Here is a 25,172-nt window from a genome sequence, read left to right as displayed (position 1 = left end):
CACCCAATAACCCCCGGAAACAGGATTTTTGACACATATGCCACCTGAAGATTTTGATGAGCTCACCTCTGATGCTGGCGAAGTCGCGTTAGTCCAGACGACGGAAGTGATTGCTGATTCACTAGGTCATCTCTCTGTCGAGCAAGTTGAAAGTATTTATCAGCGATATTTAGAAGGCGAAAAGGTCAGGGATCTATTTACTGAGTTCTCCATCAAGACTAATGTAAACTCACTCTTACCACTCCTGCCTCATTTGGAGCGTAAAGATCTTACGTGTCCTCATTGCGCTTCCCATGCAACTCAGAAGCGTGCTGCCCGGAATAATACTGCGAATAAACCAGTGTGCACTGGGTGTGATCACATTTTTCCGACTTGTCGGGATGATACTTGTGGTTGTAGCGCCTGTGTAAATGAATACCTGGGTCAGCTCAATGGTAACGGCATACACTGCAGAGTTCCTTATGAGGGACTGACGCTTCGTGAAAAGATAATCTTGCTCGCTGCTCTTACGATGGCAGGCCTAACTGATGTGGCATGTTTATCGTTTGTGCAGCTTCAGCGATGGCATCGCCGGTTGGCACCTACGTCAGAGTATCAAAATAAGTGCATCAGCGAGTTATTCAGCAGGCATATCATTCTGGTATCGTCAGAAACATCAATTGATGCTCTAGATTTCTACCGTCAATATGAACGATATGATTTTTTGTCGTGGAGTCCTAATGTCAGTGATGATGCTGGTGGCCTGGCACTAGATGTTCAGTCCCTTCAGATGCTAATCGCTTACGATCTAGAAAAAAACAAGGCTGAACTTGAACCCGTTTTGAAGGCGCTAATCTATGAGGTTGCTGAAGAAGAGCTCATGGAGTATCTGAGCTACCGAGTGGAGAACGCATCGGCAGTATTCAAGGCCGAACGCGCAACACGCGAGGTTTTGAGGCCATTGCTTGCCTCTAGCTCTGTCAGCAACATATTTAGCATTATCTGGAAGGCTGTTAAACAAGCGGATAAATCGTTTGAGAAAGGAGTTTTTAAGGGGGCCACCCACGCTGGTAACTGGATTCCGTCTGCCATCGTGCGGATAGCTGAGGAGGAAAAGCAGTATGAATATGACCGATTGAAGGGATATAAAATCTGCCAGATTTCTGAGGTCATTTACAGCCTAATCCTGGACGACCCCGATGGTAGCTTCAAGATACCTCTCTCGCGTTACACAGCCGAGGTGATGCGACCGGTGCTCGAAGGTATCAGTAGTGCAAAAGACGCGAAAATCGCGTGATTTTGTAGGACGTCAAAAATCAGCAGAGGGGTGTGCGCCCTCTGCTGAATTGTTACACGTCACTTGCGGGGTTTGCCCGCATCACTCCGTTTATCTCGAATCTGTCCATCTTGATTGCGAGAACGCGGCTGCTCACCACCGCCTGGTTTAGGAACGTTGACGTCTTTGTTGATAGGGCGACGATCTGTCATACGAAATCTCCTTCATGCGTTAAGGATCTTACGAAAATACATCGGTAGACAGCGGGCGCATCAAGCAATAACCACACTATGTGGTGTTTTTTGATTTGCCTGAACGCAACATAGTGTGTTTTGGCCGGCTTCGCAATTGTTTTGGATCACATCCTGATGGAACTTGAACGTGGAATGCTGCGGGCAGCGAAACTATTGGCTCAGCCATACAAGCTAGGCTTGCCCGCGAGCTCAGAAATCAAGCTATCATCTGGCCATTATTGTTACCTACCAAGGATGGGAGGGTAGGCACCCTAAATGGGCGCTCACTCCATCTGATGGTCCGATGGCAAGCAAGGAGAATCGCAGTGAGATCCCAAGTCAGAATCATCAACTCGACGCAGTTACAAAACGCGAACCCGAGTCTTGTAGATCCAGTCGGGTACCGCAAAAGCGGGCTCAGTTTGAATCACATCATTGGCTGTCCACTCGACTGCAGCTACTGCGTTCGTCACCTTTATGGAAATTTCGATCAGCGCACGCCGCAGGCGCTGATGAGCGATGAAGAAGCCTTCCAGCGATTTATCAATCACACGTATTTCCAGCCTCATATCACACCTATTCAGTTGTTCAACCGGGCCACCGACCCGATGCTCCCCGAGGTCAAAAGTCATACCCACAATTTGCTGCGTATGCTTGATGAGGCTGGGCTAACCAATAATGTGCTTGTGATCACTCGATGGCGTGTATCTCAGGACGATTGCGAGCGCTTCAATACGCTCAGAAATATCAAGCTAACAGTGCTGGTTACCTACTCAGGAATTGCTGATCCGAAGATCGAACCCATCAAGTCTTCGATCGCCACCAACAGCCTGAAGATGCTGTTCCGCCATGCCAAATACTACAAAGTGGTGTTGTATTGGCGCCCGATCGTTCCTGGGTTAAACGACTCGTCAGAACTCATTGCAAAGGCCGCGGAGCTCGCCAACTATGCCCACGCGACCGTATTTAGCGGGCTGTTCTATCGAAAGGAGATAGCCGAGTTTTACCAGAGCCAAGGAATCCCCGAGCCATACAAAATGACGGCCAGGAGAAAGCTCCTGCCACTGGAAGATGAGCAGAGGCTATTGAGGTTGTACGGGGAGCAGAATCAGGTGACACCGATCTTCCACAAAACCTCTTGCGGAGTTGCCTTTGCGCATGCGCAACCAGATTACAACGGACACTTCGGCATCACCGAACTGTGCGATACCTGCCCCAGCTCGCAATTTTCCATATGCAAGGCTTCATGGAAGAAGCCAGATCAGCAGATTCTCAATCGAATGTGCCACGAACTGGGTGCTGTGGAAGACCCGCAGGTGAATGACCGTGCGATTGTCGTTCGTGGTCTGGACGAACAGCGTCGTTACTATTTACAGCACTCCCTAGGCTATCAGGTGCACGACGCTGACAAGCCCCACCACTACGCGCGCCATGGCCGCGCCGAGGCAACAAGGAATCTCTGATGCTGAAAACAGACTTCGCCTGGCCCTCTGAACCAATCATCATCGTAGACGTTGAGGGCAATGGACATATGCCACCCGACTTGGTCGAAGTGGGAATCGCCTCATTTCCACCTATGGAAAACCGCGAACTTTTGTCTTGGTTAATCAAACCCGTCAACCGGATCACTTGGCAGGCCCAGCGAATCCACGGTATTAAAAATGCGGAGCTGGAAAGTTGCCCATCCTGGGCTGAGATCATGGACGACGTCGAGCAGCACCTGCAGAACCGATGGTTCGTCGCGCACAATGCGTCGGTCGACTATGGCGTGATGAAGCGTCACTTGCCCGAATGGTCGCCGGTGGGGGTCATCGACACGTTGAAACTTGCTCGTCACGTTTACCCTAACGCCAAAAGCCATCGGCTTGAGTCATTGCTCATTGACGCAGGGCTGCGCGATAAGGTCGCCGACCAGCTCCACCGAGCAGCTGATGATGCTTATGCGACGGCCTTATTGCTTGATCATCTCATCGAAAAGTCATCTGCCAGCACTTGGCAGGAAATCTGCAAAATTGCGCAGCTCAAAACGCAACCTGACGAGCAATCGCCTCCCCCGGAGCAAGGAAGCCTATGGTGAAGCCTGTTTTTTTAGGTGTCACTGGAACGCACTCCACGGGAAAATCCACCTTCTGTGAAGCGCTCAAAGTTTCACTTGAGTGCAAAGGCATCTGCGTTGCAACCATTCCATCTTTCGGGAAGCTGGCGGTACAGCAAGGTATCCCGCTGCTCACTCAGCATACCTACGACTCCACGATGTGGTTTATCGACCGTACGCTCGAGGCGCAACGAACAGCGGCTGACTCTGCCGAGGTGATATTGGTTGATCGACCGATCATCGATGCCGTGGCGTATTGGAATGCCGCAGTCGAGCATCGGGGTAAACCTGCACCGATGCACCAGGTAGATGCGGTCAAGTCATTAATCACCAGCCAGCTTCCTGGCTACACGACGATCGTTGCGACCAGGCTTGATAGCTCCATTGCTCTCGGCCTAGGACGTGATACCAACTTGCCTTTCAGGGCGTCCGTCGACAGCCATTTGCACCAGATTTTGTGCGACTTCGGGATCCAGCATCAGATGCTTGTTCCTGACGTACGGGATGCTCTTCTCGATAGCTTACACACTCAAATCCTTCGGAAATTGGAGCACTTATGACCGCCGCCCGTACGGGACTCTTGGCAGGAAAGCAGGTTAGGCGCCTCGGGTTTGGCACCATGAGGCTCACGGGGCCGGGCATCTGGGGCCCACCAGCTTCAGAAGCTGATGCTGTTCAGCTCCTGCGTAAAGCGGTGGAGTTGGGCGTGCAACACATCGATACCGCTGACGCCTATGGGCCAAATGTGGCCGAGGAGCTAATTCGTAAAGCGTTATTTCCCTATGCCGACGACCTGATTATTGCGACTAAGGGTGGCTTCACCCGCCAAGGCCCTGGCAAGTGGACGCCGTGTGGCGTTCCAGCGTATTTGCGCCAGTGCGTTGAGATGAGCCTCAGGCAGCTCAACGTCGAAGCGATAGATCTGTATTACTTGCACCGTGTCGATCCAAATGTCCCTTTGGCTGACCAGGTCGGGGAGCTTGAGAAGATGCGTCAAGAAGGGAAGATCAAATGCCTAGGCTTGTCGAAAGTCGATATTCTTCAACTCACGCAGGCGATTACGATTGCACCCATCGTCGCGGTTCAGAATCAATTTAGTATCCTGGATTACCAGTCCGAGGATGTGATCCGCTGGTGTGAGCAGAACGAAATAGCGTTCATTCCCTACGCGCCTCTGAGCGCCGGAAGGTATTTTTCATCCGGTGAGGTTCGAAACCAGTCCGCTTCGGCAGCCCATGCCTTGAAATGGCTTCTGAATTACTCGCCGGTCATGTTCCCAATCCCGGGCACATCCAGAGTTGAGCATCTGGAGGAAAACCTCAGATCGGATATTGAGGGCTAGCACCTCGTGCGCTCTCTCATCCCACACATTGGCCTATGGGCTATTTTTTCAGCTGCTTGAGCGGCACTCTAGTGTTTATCGATGGAGATTGGCTTTGAGTACCCGCATCCAACCTTTTAGTTCGCAACACCTAGAAGCAGCATGTCGTGTTCTCGCTGATACGGAACGTGGCTTGAGCGGTACTCAAATTGGATATCTTCTCCAAGACATTCGCGTTCCAGACGCCGACGCCAACAACACCAAGTGGAAGCGCTTGTTCAACGCTTTGGCACAAATGCAAAACCAGCATCAGGTCGGAAACCATCTCATCCTTTTCATCAACAGCGCTATGAATCCTGTGAGCTACGCCCGAGATCGTGAGGCCTTTAATTGGCGCAGGGATGAGCTCAATGTTGTCCTAGCATTCTCGGGGTTCTATGTGCGCGATGATGGAAAGGTCGGGCGTGCGGACAAGGCAACCACTCTGGATGTGGCCCGTGCCCGTGTAGGTCGGCTCAAAGCTGCGTTAGAAGCCCGAGCAGTGCATGAGGAGGTTGTGAAATATTGCCGGGCAGAACTGTTGAGCGAAAATTACTTCCACGCCGTATTTGAGGCTACAAAGGGGATTGCGGCACGAATCCGAAGTCTGTCGGGCTTGAATGGTGATGGCGCCGATTTGGTGACAAAGGCTTTCCTAGGGCAAAGCCCAGTGCTTGCGGTGGGGCCCCTGGCCACCGAGTCTGAGAAAAGTGAGCAGAAGGGATTCGCGAATCTGCTAATCGGACTGTTCGGCGCCGTCCGGAATCCTTTGGCGCATGCGACGAAGATAGATTGGACTATGTCCGAGCAAGACGCGCTCGACATTCTGACGATGGTATCGCTGATGCATCGTAAGCTTGATGTCACTCGCAAGATAAACCCTTAGGTTCAGTAGGGCGAGCCAGCGGATTTATTCGGCCGCTTTTGTGCCGACTCACCTCTATCGAGAAAAATGCGATGCCGGTCTATTTCATTGGTAAGCGTACGGTAAATACGTCTTGCGCAGCTCAGCCCGGCATCCATGTATGCGGCAACAGCTAACGGCTCGATCTCACTAGCCTTCTGCATTGGCAGCCGAATGCGATCTTGAGTAATCAGCTCAGCAATGTGCAAATGCTGCACATTACTGTCTGCTGTCTGCCGCTTCACCGCCTGCCGATGACTTCCAACAAGGCGTGGTCAGCAGGTCGAAAATCTACTTGTTGCAAATGGATTCCTAGGTGAAATTCGTATAGTTTCGCTGCACGTAACCACATGAGATACGTAGCTATGGCACTGGACTGCATTATGTGCGGCAACCCGGCGGGATCGCGGGAGCACGTGTTCCCCGCCGCATTCGGAGGACGGAGGAAGAACAAAGGGATTTACTGCGAAGACCACAACGAAGGTCTCGGCCACCACGTAAAGGAGTTGATGAAGGCGCTGAGCTATTTCAACGCCTCGCTTGGGGTTCGATCCGATCACTACGATGCCCCTCAGCCACATCAGATAGCTCAGCCAAATGGGCAGCGGTTCCAGGCGCTACATGACAACATCGAGGTCGCTCCACCACCTCCTTTGAGTCAGACTCCAGCGATTTTGGGCAAGGAAGCTGTCTTGGCATTTGCCTCTATCCCTCAGCGAGATAGGTGGATCACGGAGCAGAAGAAGAAAGGCTTTGAATTCCTATCTGCCGTCACGGGTGAGTCTCGGACTGAGTATTTCCCGACGGCGATGAGCCAGCGCTTAGAGTTTGGTTCCGATGAGTTTCGATGTGCTTTGGCCTACGTGGCGCTCACTCTCCTATCGCATTACTTTCCAGATGTGTCGCGTCTTGGTGCACTGTCCTCAATCAAAAAATGCATCCTCGGCGAAGAGTTGATAGGTGATCGGGTTTGGTGGGTAGATCCATCCCGCGTTACGGTGCCTTCCGATAGCTCGTTCCCACACGTTCATTCAGTCGTGATCGAGATATCGGGAGCAACGGGACAGGCTACTGGCCTCATCACGCTCTTCAAACACCTCTGCCTTGCCGTAGATCTAGGCGTATTACCTCAAGGTGCCGAAAAGCGCATTACAATCTTGATAGATCCATTAGCGCAGCGGCCTGGGCTCAATAAGGATGTGCTTGAAATACCTGGCGGCTCGCCGTTGAACGTCCCACCACGTGAGGACGGCCGAAAGTACCTGCAGCAAATGGTAAACCAGGAAAAGCCCAATCCTGTAACAGAGATCTTGCGTGAGCACCGCGATATACATATGGCTCGCCTTGTCGAAGACTTACTTCCGCGACTGTTGGCAGCGCAAGAGATGAATACCGCTGAGCGCCTCCACCACGTTCGAATGATCATTGATGAGCAGGGGCAGCGGATTTTGAACCTGCTCAACCGAGGGATCAAAATGGCGGTTGAGGGGCCGCTCGAGTTGCCATCTCTTGTAATTGATGCCTTGAAGCTGGCTATCGTTGAGGACAGCTCTACGAAGCATGGGATGGCCGAGAGATCGATGGGCTACCTAATTCTCGCTAAGTCAGCAGTGATGGCTGAAGCAATTCGGCACCTAGATGCAGGGACTATGGACGAGGACACGCTACAACAACTCTTTGGCGATGGATTGGGCATAGCGATAGCAACAAAACCGGTGACTACTGCAGTGATTAACACCACCGAACTCAGATCCTGATAACCTGGTTTGGCGGTTGCCGCCGAGCGCACGTGGCAGGCTGGGGTGGGTATCTGCAAATATGGTGAGCGCGCGCGGAGAGCGCAGGCTGCTTCGCTCGGGGCGGCACGTCACAAGCGGAACGTATGGCAACTATCGCAGGGGTAAAATGTACTCCTTGCGTAGCGCTCGGCGGCGATTTGGTAACAGCTGCATGCGAGTGTTTCTAGGAGTGTGCTGTTGAGCCTCAGGCTGGGGGCATCCTTTTCAAACCATCCAAAGCATGCCCTCAGATGTGCCCCCAATGTAGCAATCCACTGGAAGTGAATGGATCTCCATGGTTTATAAAAAGGCAGAAATGACCAGCTGAACAGCCCGCCCGATGACGCCTAAAGACTCTCAGGGTCGCCGAAGAACATCTGAATCCGCGAGCGCAGCCAGCGCTCACCCGGATCGTTATCCTGCGACCCGCGCCACGCCATGTGCAGTTCAAACGAGCGCACCGGCAACGGCGGTTCTTCCGCGCGCAGGCCGCCGGTTGCGGTCAGCGCTTGCGCGGCGTAGTCCGGCACGATCGCCACAATGTCAGTGCCTGCCAGCAACGTGCCCAGCCCATTGAACTGTGGCACAGCCAGCACCACGTGGCGTTTGCGACCCAACTTTTCCAGCTCTTCATCGATAAACCCGCTCAGGTCACCGGCGAACGACACGAGGGCGTGAGGGCGTGCGCAGAAGTCGTCCAGGCTCAGCGAGCCGGGCACGCTGTCGGCGCGCAGCAGTTTCGGCAGGCTGCGCCGCAGCACTTTGCGCTTGGCGTTGGCGGGCAGGTCGGCGGTGTAGCTGACGCCGATGGAGATCTCGCCGGAGGCCAGCAGGCCGGGCATCAGGATGTAGTTGACGCGGCGCACCACCAGCACGATGCCGGGGGCTTCGGCGCGCAGGCGCTTGAGCAGTTGTGGCAGCAGGGCGAATTCAACGTCGTCCGACAGGCCGATACGGAACACGGCGGTGCTGGTGGCGGGGACGAATTCTGCGGCGCGGCTGACCGCAGTGGAAATCGAGTCGAGGGCCGGGGAGAGCAGGGCGAAGATTTCCACGGCGCGGGCCGATGGCTCCATGCTGCGCCCGGTGCGCACAAACAGCGGGTCATCGAACAAACCGCGCAGGCGTGACAACGCCGCGCTGATGGCCGGCTGGCCGAGGAACAGCTTCTCGGCGGCGCGGGTCACGCTGCGCTCATGCATCAAGGTTTCGAATACGATCAAGAGGTTAAGGTCGACACGACGCAGGTCGTTACGGTTCATCTTGTGTCCTGGTAGAGTCAGCTTACTTGACGAGAGCGGCCATACAGGAACCCTTGAGGTTCCGTTGCGAGGCACGACCGGCATTAATCTTACGGGCAAAGGCTGTTACTCTGCACCGGCTAATTGCGTTTTCCTACGCGCAAATTGAGTTTTCCCACAACGGCTGAGCACAAATATTCAGCTGCGGAATCAATGACAAGCATGTCGACTATTAATGGCGACCGGTGGCCTTACCTGGAAAGCCCAGATAAAGTTCATGGCATTAGAGGTTACTTTGACGAGGTTTGCGATGTCCCGCACGATCCGTTTTCACAAGTTTGGTCCGGCCGAGGTGCTCAAATGCGAAGAGCATGTAGCCGCGCAGCCCGCACCGGGCGAAGTGCAGGTGCGTGTCGACGCGATTGGCATCAGCTGGTACGACATTCTGTGGCGCCAGAACCTGGCGTCCTCGCATGCACGTCTGCCGTCCGGCCTCGGCCATGAGATGGCTGGGGTGGTGGTAGCCCTCGGCGACGGCGTGGATGACTTGGCAGTGGGCGATAAAGTGGCCAGTTTTCCGGCCGAGAGCCCCAACGATTACCCGGTGTATGGCGAACAGATCGTGCTGCCCCGTTCAGCGTTGGTGCGATACCCGGATGTGCTGAGCCCGATTGAAGCCAGCGTGCACTACACGCCGTTGCTGATTGCCTACTTTGCCTACGTTGACCTGGCACGCGTAAAACCCGGGCAATTTGCCTTGGTCACCGACGCGAGCCACTGTGCCGGCCCCTCGTTCGTGCAGTTGGGCAAAGCCTTGGGTGTGCGGGTGATTGCTGCCACCAAAGACAGCGCGGAGCGTGAGTACCTGCTGTCGCTGGGCGCAGAAAAGGTGATTGTCACCGAGGAGCAGGACTTGCTCATGCAGATCAACAAGTTCACCGATAACCGCGGCGTTGACGTGGTGTTCGATGGCTTGGGTGGCCCGCAGATGTCATTGCTCGGTGATGTGCTTGCACCGCGTGGCAGCCTGGTGCTCTACGGCCTGCAAGGCGGCAATCAAACGCCGTTCCCGGCATGTGCCGCGTTCCAGAAGAACATTCAGTTCTTTGTGCATTGTATCGGCAACTTCACCGGCAAACCGGAGTTGGGCATCATTCAGGACCAGGTTGCGCTGCAGCGTGCGTTGCGCGACATCAACCAACTGACAGCCGACCGTGTGCTGGTGCCACTGAAAACCACAGTGTTTCCGTTCAATCAGTTCGTCGAAGCACACCGTTATATGGACGAATGCCCTTGCCGCGAGCGCGTTGCGCTGCAGGTCGAAGCTGTTTGAGGTGTAGGAGTATTCGCAAACGAGTATTCCAAACCCCTGGCGCATGCGGCAAATGCGCCATCTGACATGACTTAACCCGCGCGCTATCCGAAGCGCGCAACCGCCTTTAGCCCCCGTAAATCATACCTTTCTCCTTCGCGCCGCCCTGAATTTCAGCGCGGCGCTTGCGTGTGTGCGTTATCAAATTACCGCCCGGTTAACTATCTGAACTGGTTTTCGACCCGGTTCTGTATCTGTTAATAAGAATGTCAGTCCTGATAATTGAGTCTTAACTTTCAACTCAAGGACTGAGTAATGATCCGAATTTTGATACGGCAACACGGGATTTCAGCAACTAAACATTTGGCGTCTGCCCGGGCCGGACGCCTCGGGCATTTGCAAGGCGCATCTCAATCAAGTAAGCCGATCAGGATAAAAGTTTGAAGAGGTTTATGTGTCGGACAGATCTTTAAGTTCAGGGTTAAAAGGGTGTAGGGCGTCGTGGGAAAGGTCCTAGGAGTCATGCCGTAAGAGGCCTTGGCGCTTGGCGCACGGGCGTCAGCGCCCTGAATACCCCCGGCGCGGTCACGCCCGGCACCTGTCGATTTGTTGCAAAGTGCTAGTGTTTGTATAGGAAGAACACTGCTGCGTGAGCGACATTCTTACAGACGTAATAGATCAGGCAGCTGCGCTCGGTAGTTGTTTGAAATTGATATTTTCACTCAGGTAGTAGAACTATGAGCGCCATTCACGAACAAGCCATGAATTATGTTTACCAGCAAGTTCAGCAGCGGTTGATCGGGCACCTCAGTCGCACCGAACGCACCACACTTCAATTGTTGATCCAGCGTATCGTCGTGGCGGCGGGCGGCATGGAACAGGTGGGCGGTTACAAGCTGCTTGTGGCCCATGGCGGTGGTGAAGTCAGCAGTTACACCCTGGCGTTGCTGCGTGCTGCACAACTGAGTATTGCTGCGCGAGCGCCGAAGACGTTTCAGCTGCGGGTCGCCACGCTGCGCCACGCGGGTATGACCCAAGCCACGCTGGATACGATCCAGCGTGGTTACACGCAACTGTTTATGCACGATGACGAGCGGGTCGAGTTACTGATGGTGGAAGACCAGCAGGTACTGCCGTTCAACCACCAGCGCCTGGTGTCACCCGTTGGGCGCGGCATCAGTCAACGCAACAAGTTGATAATCGGGCATCTGACGTCCGGCGATATTTGCGCAACGTTGTGCAACGACACGTACTTGGCCCTGGGTGATTTCTACCAGCGTGTCACCGCCTGGAACGGCGGCGTGCATGCGCTGGTCAGCGGCGATTGCGCGCGTAAACAAAGCCAGCTCATTGCCTGGTTGAAAAAAGCCGCCCAGGCCACCGGGGCCAAGGCGACGGTCAATCCCGCATCGCTCAATGGGCTGTTCGCGCGCATGGATGCCTGGAGCGATGACTTCTATCGTGACATTTATGGTGAGCTCTATGTGCCAAAGGCTGACCCCAGCCTGGGTGGGTACCATCACTTGGCTTACATCGGCATTGTCGACCTGTTCGAAGGTATCGACAGAAGTTGCGCGCCTTTGCTCACCGAGTTCATGGCCTATGCCCCGGACCCGTTGGGCTTTCATTTCAGCCACCCGGCCTTTGCCAGCCCGATGTTGATGGCACATCTGCGAGGCCTGCAGGCCGAATGCGTGCTGGCATTGGACTACAAGGCAGCCGTCGAAGCCTTCGTGCTGCAGGCGCAGGCATATCTGCATGGCCTGCAGGCTCCCGAAGCACTGATGGCGCAAGCCGGCAGCCGTGACGGGCGCGCCTTGGCCGCCGGGTATGCCCAGCAGGCCCTCGGCCTGGATGAAAGCCAGTTGGTCTGCCTGTTGTTTTCGCCTTTTATCCAGCACGGCGAACGGCTGGAAGGTTATTTGCGCCAGTGCCACCCAGGCATGCTGGTGGCGCTGCCTGAACTGCACAAAGTGCTGCAGGGCAAGCCTGCAGCCGAGATGTTGCAGCAATGGGTGGCTGACACCAGCGGCATGTCGTTGCCGTTGCTCCAGCATCTATACCGTCAACGGCCGCGAGCCGTTGCCCCAGGCAACGGCGAACGCGGCACTCGCCATGAGCACGCCATGCCCGACGGCGACCTGAACTTCCAGCTGTACGGACGATGACGCTGCGCGGTGTGCGGGATTTCGCCTACCAGGCAGTTTACCGCTACATGATCAACCTGATTAACGAGGTCAGCACCGATACCCGGGTGAAACTGCCGTCTTTGCGCCAGCTATCGCTGCGCCTGAATGTATCCATCTCGACCATTCAGTACGCGTACTCGCTGCTGGAAAAAGAGGGCAGGGTGTATTCGGTGGCCAAGTCGGGTTATTACGTGTGGCCCCTGGCGAGTAACCCCATGGCCATGCCCAGCGGGGATTTGCTTGAGCGCCTCTACGTAGCCGCGCGGCGCCCGGGCATGGTGGTGCTCAGCGGCGATGAGCCAGCGCTATTGGCGTCGCTGGATGGCACGTTGCTGCGACTCGAGCGCGAACTGGTGCGCCAATACCCGCACCCGTCACAGCCTTGGTCGCAGCCTTGCGGGGTCTGGGAGCTGCGCGCGGCGCTGGCGGCGCGCTATACCTCGTCGCCCACCCGCTGCTGGCACGCCGACGATGTTTATATCGGTGCCGACCTGCAAGGCGTGCTCGATATTCTTATCGAGGTGCTGGGCCTGCGCGGCGCCACGGTGGTTGTCGAGTCGCCCTGCGACTGGCTGATACTGCGCCTGCTGCAGGATGCCGGGGTGCGTATTCTAGAGTTGCCGTGGGCGCACGATGGCAGCCTGGACCTGGTGTCGCTCGAAGGCATGCTGCGCGGTGAGTCGGTGCGCCTGGTGTTGCTGTCGTCGGCGATCAACCTGCCCTCGGGGTTCGCCATGTTGCCGCACGATTGCCTGGGTGTGGCGCGCCTGTTGGACCACTACGGTTGCTGGCTGCTGGAGAACGATACCTACGGTGAGCTGGGGTTCAAGCCGCCCCCGGTGGCGCTGCGCGACGTGGTCAACCCGGAGCGGCTGGTGGTGTTTTCCTCCTTCGAAAAAATACTCGGGCCGGAGGCGCCGTATGCCTATGCGCTGTCTCGGCACATGAGCAGCGAGTTGCAGCGCCAGTTCCTGCTGCGCTCGTTCCGGTTATCGTCGATTCGCCAGCGCGCAATTGCGCGTCTGTATCACAGCGGGCGCATTGATCAGCACCTGCGCAATTTGCGCCCGTTGCTCAGCCAACAGGCGGACGAAATGAGTCAGCGCCTGGCGCAACACGTGGGTAATCAAGTGACCTGCCGCATGCCCGCAGGTGGAGCCACCCTCTGGTTAGGCTCTACCCATGCCGTCGACATGCGCCAGGTGTTCCAGCATTTACTCGCCCGGCAGGTAGTCGTCGCGCCCGGTGAGTTGTTCAGCGTCGGCGGGCTGCACCACCAGCATTTTCGCTTGAGCCACACGTTTCATGGGCAGCCTGACCTTGAGATTGCGCTGGCGGCGTTGAGCGAGGCACTGCGCCGGGCGCAGATAGGCTAGGCCGGTGAAATTTCTCTTCAAGTTGTAGGATCGATACCGTCGCGCAGTAGTCCAACTCTCAGTAAACTGCCATTTTTTTCCGAATCCTTCTTTTCGAGGTTTATGCATGACAATCAGTCCTTTTGCGGGCAAGCCAGCGCCAGCCCAGTTGCTGGTAGACATCCCGCGACTGGTCACGGCCTATTACACCGGCCAGCCTGATGCAGCGATCTCCACCCAGCGCGTGGCCTTTGGTACGTCCGGGCACCGTGGCAGCTCGTTCGAGCTGAGCTTCAACGAATGGCATGTACTTGCCATCAGCCAGGCCATCTGCCTGTACCGTGAAGCGCAAGGCATCAACGGCCCGTTGTTCGTAGGGTTGGACACCCATGCGCTGTCGACACCTGCCGGTGCCAGTGCGCTGGAAGTGCTGGCCGCGAATGGCGTGCACGTGATGCTCGCCGAAGGCGATGAATACACGCCGACACCGGCGATTTCCCACGCGATTATTTGCTACAACCGTGGCCGCACCAGTGGCTTGGCCGACGGCATCGTCATCCCGCCGCCGCACACCCCGCCACAGAGCGGCGGTTACAAGTACAACCCACCGAACGGCGGCCCGGCCGATACTCACGTGACCAAGTGGATCGAAGCCAAGGCTAATGAACTGCTGGCCAACAAACTTGCCGGGGTCAAGCGCATGACCCACGCACAGGCGCTCAAGGCGGACACCACGCATCGCCATGATTACCTCAACAGCTACGTGGCTGACCTGATCAATGTGATCGACATGGATGCCATCCGCAGCGCCGATCTGCGCCTGGGCGTCGATCCATTGGGCGGAGCAGGGGTGCGCTACTGGTCGGCGATTGCCGAGCACTACCGTTTGAACCTCGACGTGGTCAACACCGAAGTCGATGCCACCTTCCGCTTCATGAGCGTCGACTGGGACGGCCAAATCCGTATGGACCCGTCCTCCAGCTACGCGATGCAAGGCCTGATCGGCCTGAAAGAGCGCTATGACGTGGCGTTTGCCTGCGACCCGGACCACGACCGTCACGGCATCGTCACCCCGTCCGGCGGCCTGTTGGCGCCGAACAACTACTTGGCGGTGAGCATCGATTACCTGTTTCAGAACCGTCCTGACTGGCGCAGCGATGCGGCCGTCGGCAAAACCGTGGTCAGCAGCGGCTTGATTGATCGCGTTGCGGCGCGTATCGGCCGTCGCCTGTACGAAGTGCCGGTTGGCTTCAAGTGGTTTGCCGATGGCCTGTTCGAAGGTTCGCTGGGTTTTGGTGGTGAAGAAAGCGCCGGCGCCTCGTTCCTGCGCAAAGACGGCAGTGTGTGGAGCACCGACAAGGACGGCCTGATTCCGGCCTTGCTGGCGGCAGAAATGACCTCGCGCAAGGGGCAAGACCCGAGCCAGATCTACCGTGGCCTGACCGACGCGCTCGGCGAGCCGTTTGCCATTCGCGTCGACGCTAAAGCCACTCCGGCGCAGAAGGCCTTGTTAGGCAAACTGTCGCCGGAGCAGGTCACGTCCACGCAATTGGCTGGCGAGAGCATTCAGCAAATCCTCAGCCATGCGCCGGGCAACAACCAGGCGATTGGCGGCTTGAAAGTGATGACCGAAAACGGCTGGTTCGCCGCACGGCCATCGGGCACCGAGGACATTTACAAGATCTACGCCGAGAGCTTCGTCGGTGAGGATCACCTCAAGCAGTTGGTCGAAGAGGCACAAGTATTGGTGGACGGTGCAATCAGCTCCAACTGATAACCCGGCCGCATGATCGTTCCCACGCTCTGCGTGGGAATGCCGCTCGGACGCTCCGCGTCCAGCGATCAATCAGGCCAAATCAACCAACACGATCTCGCTGTCTTCCAGCGCCGTGACGCGCAAAACCTGCTCGTCTTGCACCGCCACGCCGTCTCGCGCCTGTGCACGCAGCCCATTCACCTCAATCACGCCCGTCGCTGGCACCAAATACGCGCGGCGCCCGCCGTCCAGCCGGTACTCGGCACTTTCCCCAGCCTTCAAGTTGGCCGCTACCAACCGCGCATCCGCACGAATCCGCAAGCTTTCACTGTCGCCTGCCTTGCCACTGGCCAGCGTCACAAAGCCCTCACGGTCGCCTTTCGGAAACGGTTTGGCACCCCAGGAAGGTGGCAAGCCCGCCTCATTCGGAATAATCCAGATCTGAAAAATCTTCGTCGGCGCGTCTTCCAAGTTGTACTCGCTGTGCGCAATCCCGGTGCCCGCACTCATTACCTGTACATCGCCAGCCTCGGTGCGGCCTTTGTTGCCCAGATTATCGGCATGGCTGATAGCGCCTTCACGCACATACGTGATGATTTCCATGTCACGGTGCGCGTGCTGCGGGAAGCCGGTACCGGGCGCGATGATGTCGTCGTTCCACACCCGCAGGTTGCCCCAATGCATGCGTTCGGGGTCGTGGTACTCGGCAAATGAAAAGTGGTGATGAGCGTCAAGCCAGCCATGGTGGGCGCCGCCCAAGGTATTGAAAGGTCGAAGTTCAAGCATGATCGTCTCCTGTTGATGTCGCCATGATCCACCCGTGCATGATCGATAAAAAGCGTAAAAAATGCCTTATTCCCATCCAATAATCCGATTGGTTACTGGCGCTTTGACTTTCACTTCATCGGCTAACTGCATGACGTGAAAGCAATTGGCTGGAACTCAGCGCCGATTCCGGCGACCATGGCGGCTTCGCCAAAACACCTCATCGCTGGAGTCCGCGTGCCGCAACAAACGCCCGATTTGCCCCCCGATCTGCTGCCACTGGCGCAAATGCCCCTGCTTAAACGGCTGGCCGCCCGCTTGTTCGGCCACGGCCTGACGCGCTTGCGTGCCCAGCATCGGTTTTCCTGGCTGCACGGGCAAGCCGATGGGTTCCGCAGCGGGCACGAGGCGGGTGTGGAATATGGCTACCGCGAGGGTAAGGCAGACGGTATCGAGGAGGGGCGGCAAGTATTGTTGATCCGTGACTTTCGCCCGGATGAACACACGGCGCCAGGCGTCGATCACGACCTGTTCGATGACTGGCGATTGCCACTCGGCGCCGACCTTAAAAAACGCATGAAGGCCGATGTGGCGCGCTTGCTGCCGGCGCATGCGCAGCCAAGTGCCGCGCAATGGAAGATGATTTTCAGCGACACGCCCTCGACCTCGGTGATTGCCGGTGCCGGTGCGGGTAAATCCACCTCGCTGGTGCTGCGCATTCTGTTGCTAACGCATTACCTGGGCTTTGAATTGAGCTCGATGACCGTGGTGACCTTCACCCGCGAGTCGCGCAAAGACTTCATCAACAAGCTCATGCACATTCTCAGCCTTTGGGGCCAACCCCTTGGCATTAAAGAAGCCCAGGCCGTGGTGCGCACCTTTCACTCACGCATTCTGCCGATGGTGCGCAGCTTGCCGGGGTTCGAGCGCTTGCAAGCCTTCGAAAACCTCGGCAATGGTGCCGAGGAAGCGGACAGCAACCCGTTCGACCTGCGCATCAGCGACGCGCAGCGCCAACAGATGAACGCCTGTTATCACCGGCTGCAGGGCCGACATGAACGTTTCCGCGAGTTGATCGCGCCATTGGCACGCCATGGCCTGCAGCTCAAGGAGCTGGAACGCGATCACCCGGATGTACAGAAGCGCATCGCGGTAACCGAACTGGCCGCCAAGCGCGATGAAGAACTCTGTGATGTGATCGAAGACCTGTGGTTTCGCGCCGGCGCCTGGCCGATAAAGGGCATTGAACCGAGCCGCCAGGCCTTCGAAATCAACGGCGCGCAATTTCATTGCCACGGCTACATCCCGCAGTTGGATGCCTGGGTGGTGCTCGGCTTCGACGCACGGGAAGACGCCCGGATCAGCCGGCCGAATTCGAAACTGTCGGTGCGCGCAGAGTGGGCGGTAAAGCGCACCTTGTTTCAAGCTTTCTGCCATAAGCCATTGATATGGTTGGATAGCTACGATTCTTCCAGGCGCCTTTTAAGCAGCCTGGCGGGTGATGCCAGCGCCGGGCCTGGGTTTGATTACAAGGTTAAAGGCGAACTGACCTCAGCGCCGCTGCTGGACAGCTTTGTCATGGCCGCCGGGTTTATCGAGAACCTCGGGTTGGACGTACCCACCGCTGTGGGGCAGATGAGCTTTGCGCAGGACGACCCGGACCGCGGTTTTTTTGAAGCCCTGAGCATTTTCTGGAAAGCGCTGGAGGAGCATCTGCTCGATCAGTCGCCGCCGATCATGACCTATAACCGCATGTTCTCGCTGTTCGGCGAGAACACCCCGGAAAATCTCAAGTTGCTCAGTGACCCCTTGCTGCGACCGATGTCGCACTTGATGATCGATGAATTTCAGGACGTATCGCCGCAGATCGTCTCGTGGGTGCGCGCCAGCCTGCGCGAAATCCGCAGCCGTGGCCCGGCAATGCACGTCGGCCGTGGCGCGCAACGCTCGTCGTTGCTGTGCGTGGGTGATGACTGGCAATCGATTTATGGCTGGCGCGGCAGTTCGCCGAAGTACTTCATGGAATTCGACCAGCAATTCCCGTCACCCAGCACTACGCGCGTGATGCTCAGCGAGAATTACCGCAGCCATCAACACATCATCGACGCTGCCGAGCATATCGTGCGTGCAGCGCCGTCGCTGCCCGGCAAGAAGGCCAGGGCGAGTGGCCAACCTCGAGAGCGGGTGCCCGTGACTGTGCTGACGCGCGACGACGCTGCGCTGGGCCGGCAGTTACTGGAACGCTATCAACAGGGCGATTCAGTGTTAATGCTGTATCGAAAAAGTAGCGATAAGCTATTGATTGAAGAGCATATTCAGCCTGTAGTTAATCTGGATTCTAGCTTGCCGCCAAAAGCCCGCCGGTTAAAACAGCTGACGTATCACAGTGCCAAAGGCCTGCAAGCGGATTCGGTATTCCTGCTCGGCGACTGTCAGCACCTCACGAGTTCGCCCTACAAAAACCAGGTGTACCGCATGGCGGGCCTGGGCAAGGACGGCGACAGTGAACCGTATGACACCGCGCAAAAAGACGAAGTGCTGCGCCTGGCCTATGTCGGCATCACGCGGGCGGTAAGCCATTGTTATTGGTATGTGGAAAAGCCCGAAGGCCAGTGCGTGAATCTGCCCAGAGCATCTGAGCGGGTAGACGGCGCAAAAGCGTTTTTTGACGATCAGCGCGGCTAAACCGGCTCAAAAGCAGACGGCCCAAAAACAGGCCTGAATGGTTGGATAAAACGCGCTTGTGTGGGGGCGGGCTTGTGTGGGAGCGGGCTTATGTGGGAGCGGGCTTGCTCGCGATAGCGGTGTGTCAGACACGTATTTTTCAGCTGACACACCGCTATCGCGAGCAAGCCCGCTCCCACACTTGCCCGGCAAGCAGTGCTGGACTCGATTCAGGCGCGCAAAGACAGCGGTGGCACGAAACACTCCAGCTCATACTCCACCGATTCGATGATGCGCTCCACGTCGGCGGCATTCATCACGGTGGCACACGGGATGCCGGCAATCGCGATCAGCGTCTCGCCGCTGGCGCGGTCGAACAGGCGCGCAACCATGCTGCCGGGGGCGTCCATGCTGCCCTCGAAGCCCATCGGATGGAAATGCCAGCGCATCAGTTGGCACGCGTTGGGGAACGTTACTTTGTTCATGTTGCCCACCTGGTTCATTGAGCGCTTCCTTTAGCTCGCGGCAGGGCCATGACCTTCACTGGTCGTGGCAGTGTAGAATCTCAAAGTAGCACTCGCGCGGGCGCCCAAGGTGAGTTTTTTGGCGCCGTTTGGCGGTTGTTTGCGATTAACTTGATCTGCATCATGCCCGCCTGCAAATCAGGCGAATTGCCACTATTGATAAGCGCCATTTCGCCATTGACAGTGCGATCAAACCCAGGATGTAACCGCCATCTGCCCGTCACGGCGCTGCACGTGCCGCGCAGCGTTTCAGGCATGCCATCGCCTGCTCAAGTGTTGTTGCCCGCGCTGTATCCAAGTTCGACGCTATACAACTTAGTGGCACTATGCCTTGCACTTGCGTGGCCCGGTAATGGGGGACAACCTTGATTGATAGTTCAACTAGCCAGGCGCCAATGCTGTAATTGGCACGGTGGCAATGTATTGGATCCATTCAGCCAGTAGGTTGTTAAAAGGTGTAAGCGCGCCACGCTATTTAATATTTAAATAACACCGAGTCTAAAACTGTAGGACAAAAGCAGTTGCGCCCAACAAACACTGCGCGCGACTTGATCTTATTGAATGAGCGCCACCTATTCACTGCGGAAATATGTGTAGACGGAAGATTTCAAATTGTGTCAATTTTCTTACGCCTTCAAAAGAGGCGAGTGATAGGACGACCTCGCCCGCGTGGGTCCTATCGACCAAGACTGATGCATTTGCAAACAAGGAAGTCCGTTTATGTCAAAAGTAAAAGAGAAGGCTATTGTTTCTGCCGCGCAAGCCAGCACGGCTTACTCGCAAATCGATAGCTTCAGCCATTTGTACGACCGTGGCGGCAACCTCACGGTCAATGGCAAACCGTCCTACAGCGTCGACCAGGCAGCCAACTTTTTGCTGCGTGATGGTGCCGCTTACCGGGACGTCGATGGCAACGGCAAGATCAACCTGACTTACACCTTCCTGACCTCGGCTACCACGGCCACCATGAACAAACATGGCATCTCCGGGTTCAGCCAGTTCAATACCCAGCAGAAAGCACAGGCCGCACTGGCCATGCAATCCTGGTCGGATGTCGCCAACGTGAGCTTTACCGAAAAAGCCACCGGCGGTGACGCCCACATGACCTTCGGTAACTACAGCGGCGGCCAGGATGGCGCGGCGGCGTTCGCCTACCTGCCCGGCAACGGCGCAGGCTACGACGGCGTCTCGTGGTACCTGACCAACAGTGGCTACAGGGAAAACACCACGCCGGACGTGAACAACTACGGCCGTCAGACCCTGACCCACGAAATCGGCCACACCCTGGGCCTGTCCCACCCTGGCGACTACAACGCCGGTAATGGCAACCCAACCTACAACGACGCGACCTACGGACAGGACACGCGCGGCTACAGCATCATGAGTTACTGGAGCGAGAGCAACACCAAGCAAAACTTCAGTAAAGGTGGCGTCGAAGCCTATGCTTCCGGCCCGCTGATCGATGACATTGCCGCGGTCCAGAAGCTCTACGGCGCCAACTACGCGACCCGCGCAGATGACACCACCTACGGTTTCAACTCCAACACCGGTCGTGATTTCTATAGCGCAAAATCCAGTGCCGACAAGCTGGTATTTTCGGTATGGGACGGTGGCGGCAACGACACCCTGGACTTCTCCGGTTTTACCCAGAACCAGAAAATCAACCTCAACGAGGCCTCGTTCTCCGACGTGGGCGGCATGGTCGGCAACGTGTCCATCGCCAAAGGCGCCACCATCGAGAACGCCCTCGGCGGTTCGGGTAATGACCTGATCATTGGTAACAACGCAGCCAACGTGATCAAAGGCGGTGCCGGCAACGACATCATCTACGGCGGCGGCGGTGCGGACCAACTGTGGGGCGGCACCGGCAGCGATACCTTCGTGTACGGCGCCAGCAGCGACTCCAAGCCAGGTGCTTCGGACAAGATCTTTGACTTCACCTCGGGTTCGGACAAGATCGACGTGTCCGGCATTACCAAAGGTGCGGGCTTGAGCTTCGTCAGTGCGTTCACCGGGCATGCCGGCGACGCCGTACTGAGTTATGCCTCGGGTACTAACCTGGGCACCTTCGCCGTAGACTTCTCCGGGCATGGCGTGGCGGATTTCCTCGTCACTACCGTGGGCCAGGCAGCTGCCAGCGACATCGTGGCGTGATGTAAAGCGCGCGGCGCTGCGGCGCCGCGCACTCTGCCGGAGTTGAAGATGCCGCGTTTTTTTCATTTGATCGCCTGTGTTTCACAGGTGTTGTTCGTGTCGGCAGGAGCCCATGCAATGGCTAGCAGTCTCGTTTTACCCTCAACCGCGCAATTGGCCGGCCATTGGCAGTTGCACCAGCACGATCAGGTCTGCGCGCTGGACCTGTTGGAAAAGGCCAACGCCCTGGCCGGTGATGTCGCCTGCGCCGAGCAATGGCTGGGTGAAAAGCCCCTGACGTGGTCGCCGACGCCGGACGGTATTTGGCTGATGAACGCCGAAGGCACTGGCATTACCCATTTAAATCGCCAGAAACCCGGCGAATATAAAGGGCATACAACTGCGGGCACGGAAGTTGTTCTGCAACGAATACCTTAGTTAACAGTAATAAGCATATAACTCGATTTTAATAGTTGGCCGTCCCTTGTTGGAGGCGCGGGCAACTGTTGCGCGTCATTCGGTTCAGGGAAGATCAAACACTATGGCGACGTCCCGTGCGGTTGCACCCTTATTCAGGGCGCTGGGTGAATATAAGAGCATTTTGATCAGCATCGGCTGTTTCACCGCATTGATTAACGTATTGATGCTGGTGCCGTCGATTTACATGCTGCAAGTGTATGACCGCGTGTTGTCTTCGCAGAATGAAACCACGCTGGAGATGTTGACGCTGATGGTCGTGGGCTTCTTTGCCTTTATTGGCGCACTCGAAGCCCTGCGCAGTTTTATCGTGATTCGCATCGGCAGCCAGTTAGAGCGGCGTTTCAACTTGCGCGTGTACAAAGCCGCGTTTGAACGCAACCTGCAACGCGGCCAGGGCAATGCCGGGCAGTCGCTGGGCGACCTCGGGGTTATTCGTCAATTCATCACCGGGCCTGCGCTGTTCGCGTTTTTCGATGCGCCGTGGTTCCCCATCTACCTGCTGGTGATCTTCCTGTTCAACGTGTGGCTGGGCGTGCTGGCCACGGCGGGCGCGGTGCTGTTGATCGCGCTGGCGTGCCTGAATGAATACCTGACCAAAAAACCGCTGGGCGAAGCGGGCGCGTTTTCCCAGCAGTCGACCCAGTTGGCCACCAGCCATTTGCACAACGCCGAGACCATCCAGGCCATGGGCATGCTCGGCGCGTTGCGCAAACGCTGGTTTGCCGTGCATTTGCAATTTCTCGGTTTTCAGAACAAGGCCAGCGACACGGGCTCAATCATCACCTCGCTGAGCAAGTCGCTGCGCCTGTGCCTGCAATCGCTGGTGCTGGGCCTGGGCGCGTTTTTGGTGATCAAAGGCGAGATGACCGCCGGCATGATGATCGCAGGCTCCATCCTGATGGGCCGCGTGCTCAGCCCCATCGACCAGTTGATTGCGGTATGGAAGCAATGGAGCTCGGCCAAGCTGGCCTACCAGCGGTTGGACGATTTGCTGCGTGAATTTGCCGCCGACGAGGCGCCCATGGCGCTGCCCGCGCCCAAGGGCCAAGTGAGCTTCGAGCAGGTCAGCGCAGGCCCGCCCGGGCGGCGCATGCCGACCTTGCAGCAGGTCAGCTTTAACCTCGGCGCCGGTGAAGTGCTCGGTGTGCTCGGAGCCTCGGGCTCGGGTAAATCGACCCTCGCGCGCGTGTTGGTGGGCGTATGGCCAACCCTGGCCGGCACCGTGCGCCTGGATGGCGCCGACATTCATCGCTGGGACCGTGAAGACCTCGGCCCGCATATCGGTTACTTGCCGCAAGACATCGAGCTGTTCAGCGGCAGCATCGCCGACAACATTGCGCGTTTTCGCGATGCCGACCCGGCGCTGGTGGTCAAGGCCGCCCAACAAGCCGGCGTGCATGAGCTGATCCTGCGCCTGCCACAAGGCTACGACACGGTGCTGGGTGACAGCGGCGGCGGCTTGTCCGGTGGCCAAAAGCAACGCGTCGCCCTGGCGCGTGCGCTGTACGGCGGGCCGCGCCTGATCGTGCTGGATGAGCCCAACTCCAACCTCGACACCGTCGGCGAAGCCGCCTTGGCCAGTGCCATCGTGCAGATGAAAGCCCAAGGCAGCAGCGTGGTGCTGGTGACGCACCGTTCCTCGGCGTTGGCGCAGGCCGACAAGTTGCTGGTGTTGAACGACGGGCGTTTGCAGGCCTTCGGCCCCAGCCAGGAAGTGCTGCGGGCCTTGTCGGGCCAGCCGCACGAAGCACCGCGTGAAAAGGCCGGCGTCAGCCTGAGCCGTCAGTATCAAGCCGCAGGGAACCCTGGCGCATGAGTAGCCTCACTGTTGAACCTCGTTTTAAAGAACGCGACGCCGGTTTTTTTGTGCGCATCGGCTGGCTGATGACCCTCGTCGGCGCGGGTGGATTTTTCCTCTGGGCCAGCTTGGCACCGCTCGATCAAGGCATCCCGGTGCAAGGCACGGTGGTGGTGTCGGGCAAGCGCAAGGCCGTGCAAACCTTCAGCCCCGGCGTGGTCAGCCGGATTCTGGTGAAGGAGGGCGAGTGGGTGAAACAGGGCCAACCGCTGTTTCGCCTCGACCAGACCCAGAACCAGGCCGATGTGCAATCGCTGCAAGCCCAGTACCGCATGGCGTGGGCCAGCGTGGCGCGCTGGCAGGCCGAGCGTGACAACCGTGCAGGCATCAGCTTTCCGGCCGAACTGAGCGCCAGCCCGGACCCGGCGTTGGCGCTGGTACTCGAAGGCCAGCGCCAACTGTTCAGCAGCCGCCGCGAAGCGGTTGCCCGTGAACAAGCAGGCATTCGCGCGAATATCGACGGCGCAACCGCGCAGTTGAACGGCATGCGCCGCGCGCGCAGCGATTTAACCGCCCAGGCGCAATCGCTGCGCGACCAACTGAGCAACCTGCAACCGCTGGCCGACAACGGCTATATCCCGCGCAACCGGCTGATGGAATACCAGCGCCAGTTGTCCCAGGTGCAGCAGGACCTGGCGCAGAACAGCGGCGAAACCGGCCGTGTGGAGCAGGGCATCGTTGAATCGCGGCTCAAGTTGCAGCAGCACAGCGACGAATATCAAAAAGAGGTGCGCAGCCAATTGGCCGACGCGCAATTGCGCAGCGTTACCCTCGAACAGCAACTGACCTCGGCAGGCTTCGACCTGCAGCACAGCGAAATCAACGCGCCGGCCGATGGCATTGCGGTCAACCTTGGCGTGCACACCGTCGGCGCCGTGGTGCGTGCCGGTGAAACCTTGCTGGAAATCGTGCCCCAAGGCACTCGCCTGGAAGTGGAAGGGCATTTGCCGGTGCACCTGGTCGACAAGGTCGGCGCGCATTTGCCGGTCGACATCCTTTTCACCGCCTTCAACCAGAGCCGCACGCCGCGTGTGCCGGGGGAAGTCAGCCTGATCTCCGCCGACCAGATGCTCGATGAAAAAACCGGCGCGCCGTATTACGTGCTGCGCACCACGGTGAGTGAGTCCGGCCTGCAAAAACTGCATGGCCTGGTGATCAAGCCAGGCATGCCGGCCGAGATGTTTGTGCGCACCGGCGAACGCTCGTTGCTCAATTACCTGTTCAAGCCGCTGCTCGATCGTGCCGGCTCCGCGTTGACTGAGGAATGAGC

21 protein-coding genes are annotated in these 25,172 nt (G+C 57.4%); 16 read left to right on the top strand and 5 right to left on the bottom strand.

Annotated features, from left to right (window positions below; genetic code table 11):
- The first annotated feature begins 37 nt into the window (after window positions 1–37).
- Window positions 38–1,276, top strand: coding sequence for a hypothetical protein (locus AO240_RS28420; RefSeq protein ID WP_143505401.1), 1,239 nt, complete (start codon window positions 38–40; stop codon window positions 1,274–1,276).
- Window positions 1,277–1,335: 59 nt separating this feature from the next.
- Here the strand turns inward: AO240_RS28420 and AO240_RS29015 are convergent, their stop codons facing one another.
- Window positions 1,336–1,467 (bottom strand): hypothetical protein, encoded by a 132-nt coding sequence (locus AO240_RS29015; RefSeq protein ID WP_256585992.1) that lies wholly within the window; start codon window positions 1,465–1,467, stop codon window positions 1,336–1,338.
- A 347-nt stretch (window positions 1,468–1,814) separates the two neighbouring features.
- Between AO240_RS29015 and AO240_RS18135 the strand changes: the two genes are divergently transcribed.
- The 6 genes from AO240_RS18135 to AO240_RS18110 all read left to right on the top strand — a co-directional run bounded on the left by AO240_RS18135 (window position 1,815) and on the right by AO240_RS18110 (window position 7,604).
- Window positions 1,815–2,951, top strand: a complete 1,137-nt coding sequence (locus AO240_RS18135; RefSeq protein WP_099238028.1) for a radical SAM protein — start codon at window positions 1,815–1,817, stop codon at window positions 2,949–2,951.
- The gene (locus AO240_RS18130) at window positions 2,951–3,565 is read left to right on the top strand and encodes a 3'-5' exonuclease (protein ID WP_099238026.1); all 615 of its coding nucleotides are present in this window, start codon (window positions 2,951–2,953) and stop codon (window positions 3,563–3,565) included. The genes AO240_RS18135 and AO240_RS18130 overlap by 1 nt, the downstream gene beginning before the upstream one ends.
- Window positions 3,559–4,143 carry an AAA family ATPase gene (locus AO240_RS18125; RefSeq protein ID WP_099238024.1) on the top strand — a complete coding sequence of 195 codons (585 nt, stop codon included), beginning with the start codon at window positions 3,559–3,561 and terminating at the stop codon, window positions 4,141–4,143. The genes AO240_RS18130 and AO240_RS18125 overlap by 7 nt, the downstream gene beginning before the upstream one ends.
- Entirely contained in the window at window positions 4,140–4,925 is a 786-nt protein-coding gene (locus AO240_RS18120; protein ID WP_044389978.1) for an aldo/keto reductase, read from the top strand. Before AO240_RS18125 ends, AO240_RS18120 begins: the two co-directional genes overlap by 4 nt.
- Before the next feature lie 94 nt (window positions 4,926–5,019).
- Window positions 5,020–5,829, top strand: coding sequence for a TIGR02391 family protein (locus AO240_RS18115; RefSeq protein ID WP_099238022.1), 810 nt, complete (start codon window positions 5,020–5,022; stop codon window positions 5,827–5,829).
- A gap of 527 nt (window positions 5,830–6,356) precedes the next feature.
- On the top strand, window positions 6,357–7,604 hold the full coding sequence (locus AO240_RS18110) for a hypothetical protein (protein ID WP_256585991.1): 1,248 nt from the start codon (window positions 6,357–6,359) through the stop codon (window positions 7,602–7,604).
- A 368-nt stretch (window positions 7,605–7,972) separates the two neighbouring features.
- Here AO240_RS18110 and AO240_RS18105 read toward each other — a convergent pair whose 3' ends face one another.
- Window positions 7,973–8,887, bottom strand: coding sequence for a LysR family transcriptional regulator (locus AO240_RS18105; RefSeq protein ID WP_058411577.1), 915 nt, complete (start codon window positions 8,885–8,887; stop codon window positions 7,973–7,975).
- A gap of 289 nt (window positions 8,888–9,176) precedes the next feature.
- On the opposite strand from AO240_RS18105, the gene AO240_RS18100 reads away from it, so the two are divergent.
- The 4 genes from AO240_RS18100 (at window position 9,177) to pgm (ending at window position 15,496) form a co-directional block, all read left to right on the top strand.
- Window positions 9,177–10,199 carry a zinc-dependent alcohol dehydrogenase family protein gene (locus AO240_RS18100; RefSeq protein WP_099238018.1) on the top strand — a complete coding sequence of 341 codons (1,023 nt, stop codon included), beginning with the start codon at window positions 9,177–9,179 and terminating at the stop codon, window positions 10,197–10,199.
- A 716-nt stretch (window positions 10,200–10,915) separates the two neighbouring features.
- A complete protein-coding gene (locus tag AO240_RS18095; protein ID WP_256585990.1) occupies window positions 10,916–12,346 on the top strand; it encodes a hypothetical protein in 1,431 nt (476 codons plus the stop codon).
- On the top strand, window positions 12,343–13,743 hold the full coding sequence (locus AO240_RS18090; protein WP_099238016.1) for a PLP-dependent aminotransferase family protein: 1,401 nt from the start codon (window positions 12,343–12,345) through the stop codon (window positions 13,741–13,743). The genes AO240_RS18095 and AO240_RS18090 overlap by 4 nt, the downstream gene beginning before the upstream one ends.
- Before the next feature lie 106 nt (window positions 13,744–13,849).
- Complete coding sequence (gene pgm, locus AO240_RS18085; protein WP_099238014.1) at window positions 13,850–15,496, top strand: phosphoglucomutase (alpha-D-glucose-1,6-bisphosphate-dependent); 1,647 nt, start codon at window positions 13,850–13,852, stop codon at window positions 15,494–15,496.
- A gap of 72 nt (window positions 15,497–15,568) precedes the next feature.
- Here pgm and AO240_RS18080 read toward each other — a convergent pair whose 3' ends face one another.
- The gene (locus AO240_RS18080; protein WP_099238012.1) at window positions 15,569–16,264 is read right to left on the bottom strand and encodes a pirin family protein; all 696 of its coding nucleotides are present in this window, start codon (window positions 16,262–16,264) and stop codon (window positions 15,569–15,571) included.
- Between the two features lie 216 nt (window positions 16,265–16,480).
- Here AO240_RS18080 and AO240_RS18075 point away from each other — a divergent pair, with 216 nt between their 5' ends.
- Window positions 16,481–18,928 (top strand): UvrD-helicase domain-containing protein, encoded by a 2,448-nt coding sequence (locus AO240_RS18075; RefSeq protein WP_099238010.1) that lies wholly within the window; start codon window positions 16,481–16,483, stop codon window positions 18,926–18,928.
- Between the two features lie 209 nt (window positions 18,929–19,137).
- Here AO240_RS18075 and AO240_RS18070 read toward each other — a convergent pair whose 3' ends face one another.
- Together AO240_RS18070 and AO240_RS28415 are read right to left on the bottom strand one after the other, a co-directional pair.
- Window positions 19,138–19,410: a DUF1652 domain-containing protein gene (locus AO240_RS18070; protein WP_058411570.1), complete on the bottom strand. Its 273-nt coding sequence runs from the start codon at window positions 19,408–19,410 to the stop codon at window positions 19,138–19,140.
- A 62-nt stretch (window positions 19,411–19,472) separates the two neighbouring features.
- A complete protein-coding gene (locus tag AO240_RS28415) occupies window positions 19,473–19,688 on the bottom strand; it encodes a hypothetical protein (RefSeq protein WP_143505397.1) in 216 nt (71 codons plus the stop codon).
- Between the two features lie 463 nt (window positions 19,689–20,151).
- Here AO240_RS28415 and AO240_RS18065 point away from each other — a divergent pair, with 463 nt between their 5' ends.
- The 4 genes from AO240_RS18065 (at window position 20,152) to AO240_RS18050 (ending at window position 25,170) form a co-directional block, all read left to right on the top strand.
- Window positions 20,152–21,585: a serralysin family metalloprotease gene (locus AO240_RS18065; protein ID WP_099238008.1), complete on the top strand. Its 1,434-nt coding sequence runs from the start codon at window positions 20,152–20,154 to the stop codon at window positions 21,583–21,585.
- Window positions 21,586–21,633: 48 nt separating this feature from the next.
- Window positions 21,634–22,002, top strand: a complete 369-nt coding sequence (locus AO240_RS18060) for a protease inhibitor Inh/omp19 family protein (RefSeq protein WP_099238006.1) — start codon at window positions 21,634–21,636, stop codon at window positions 22,000–22,002.
- Between the two features lie 103 nt (window positions 22,003–22,105).
- A complete protein-coding gene (locus AO240_RS18055; RefSeq protein WP_099238004.1) occupies window positions 22,106–23,860 on the top strand; it encodes a type I secretion system permease/ATPase in 1,755 nt (584 codons plus the stop codon).
- Window positions 23,857–25,170 (top strand): HlyD family type I secretion periplasmic adaptor subunit, encoded by a 1,314-nt coding sequence (locus AO240_RS18050; protein WP_099238002.1) that lies wholly within the window; start codon window positions 23,857–23,859, stop codon window positions 25,168–25,170. The genes AO240_RS18055 and AO240_RS18050 overlap by 4 nt, the downstream gene beginning before the upstream one ends.
- The last annotated feature ends 2 nt before the right edge of the window (window positions 25,171–25,172 follow it).

Source organism: Pseudomonas sp. ICMP 460, assembly GCF_002723595.1.
GTDB classification, from domain to species: Bacteria; Pseudomonadota; Gammaproteobacteria; order Pseudomonadales; family Pseudomonadaceae; genus Aquipseudomonas; species Aquipseudomonas kitaguniensis.
Note: the sequence above shows the minus strand (reverse complement) of the source record. Positions and strands in the feature narration are given on the sequence as shown.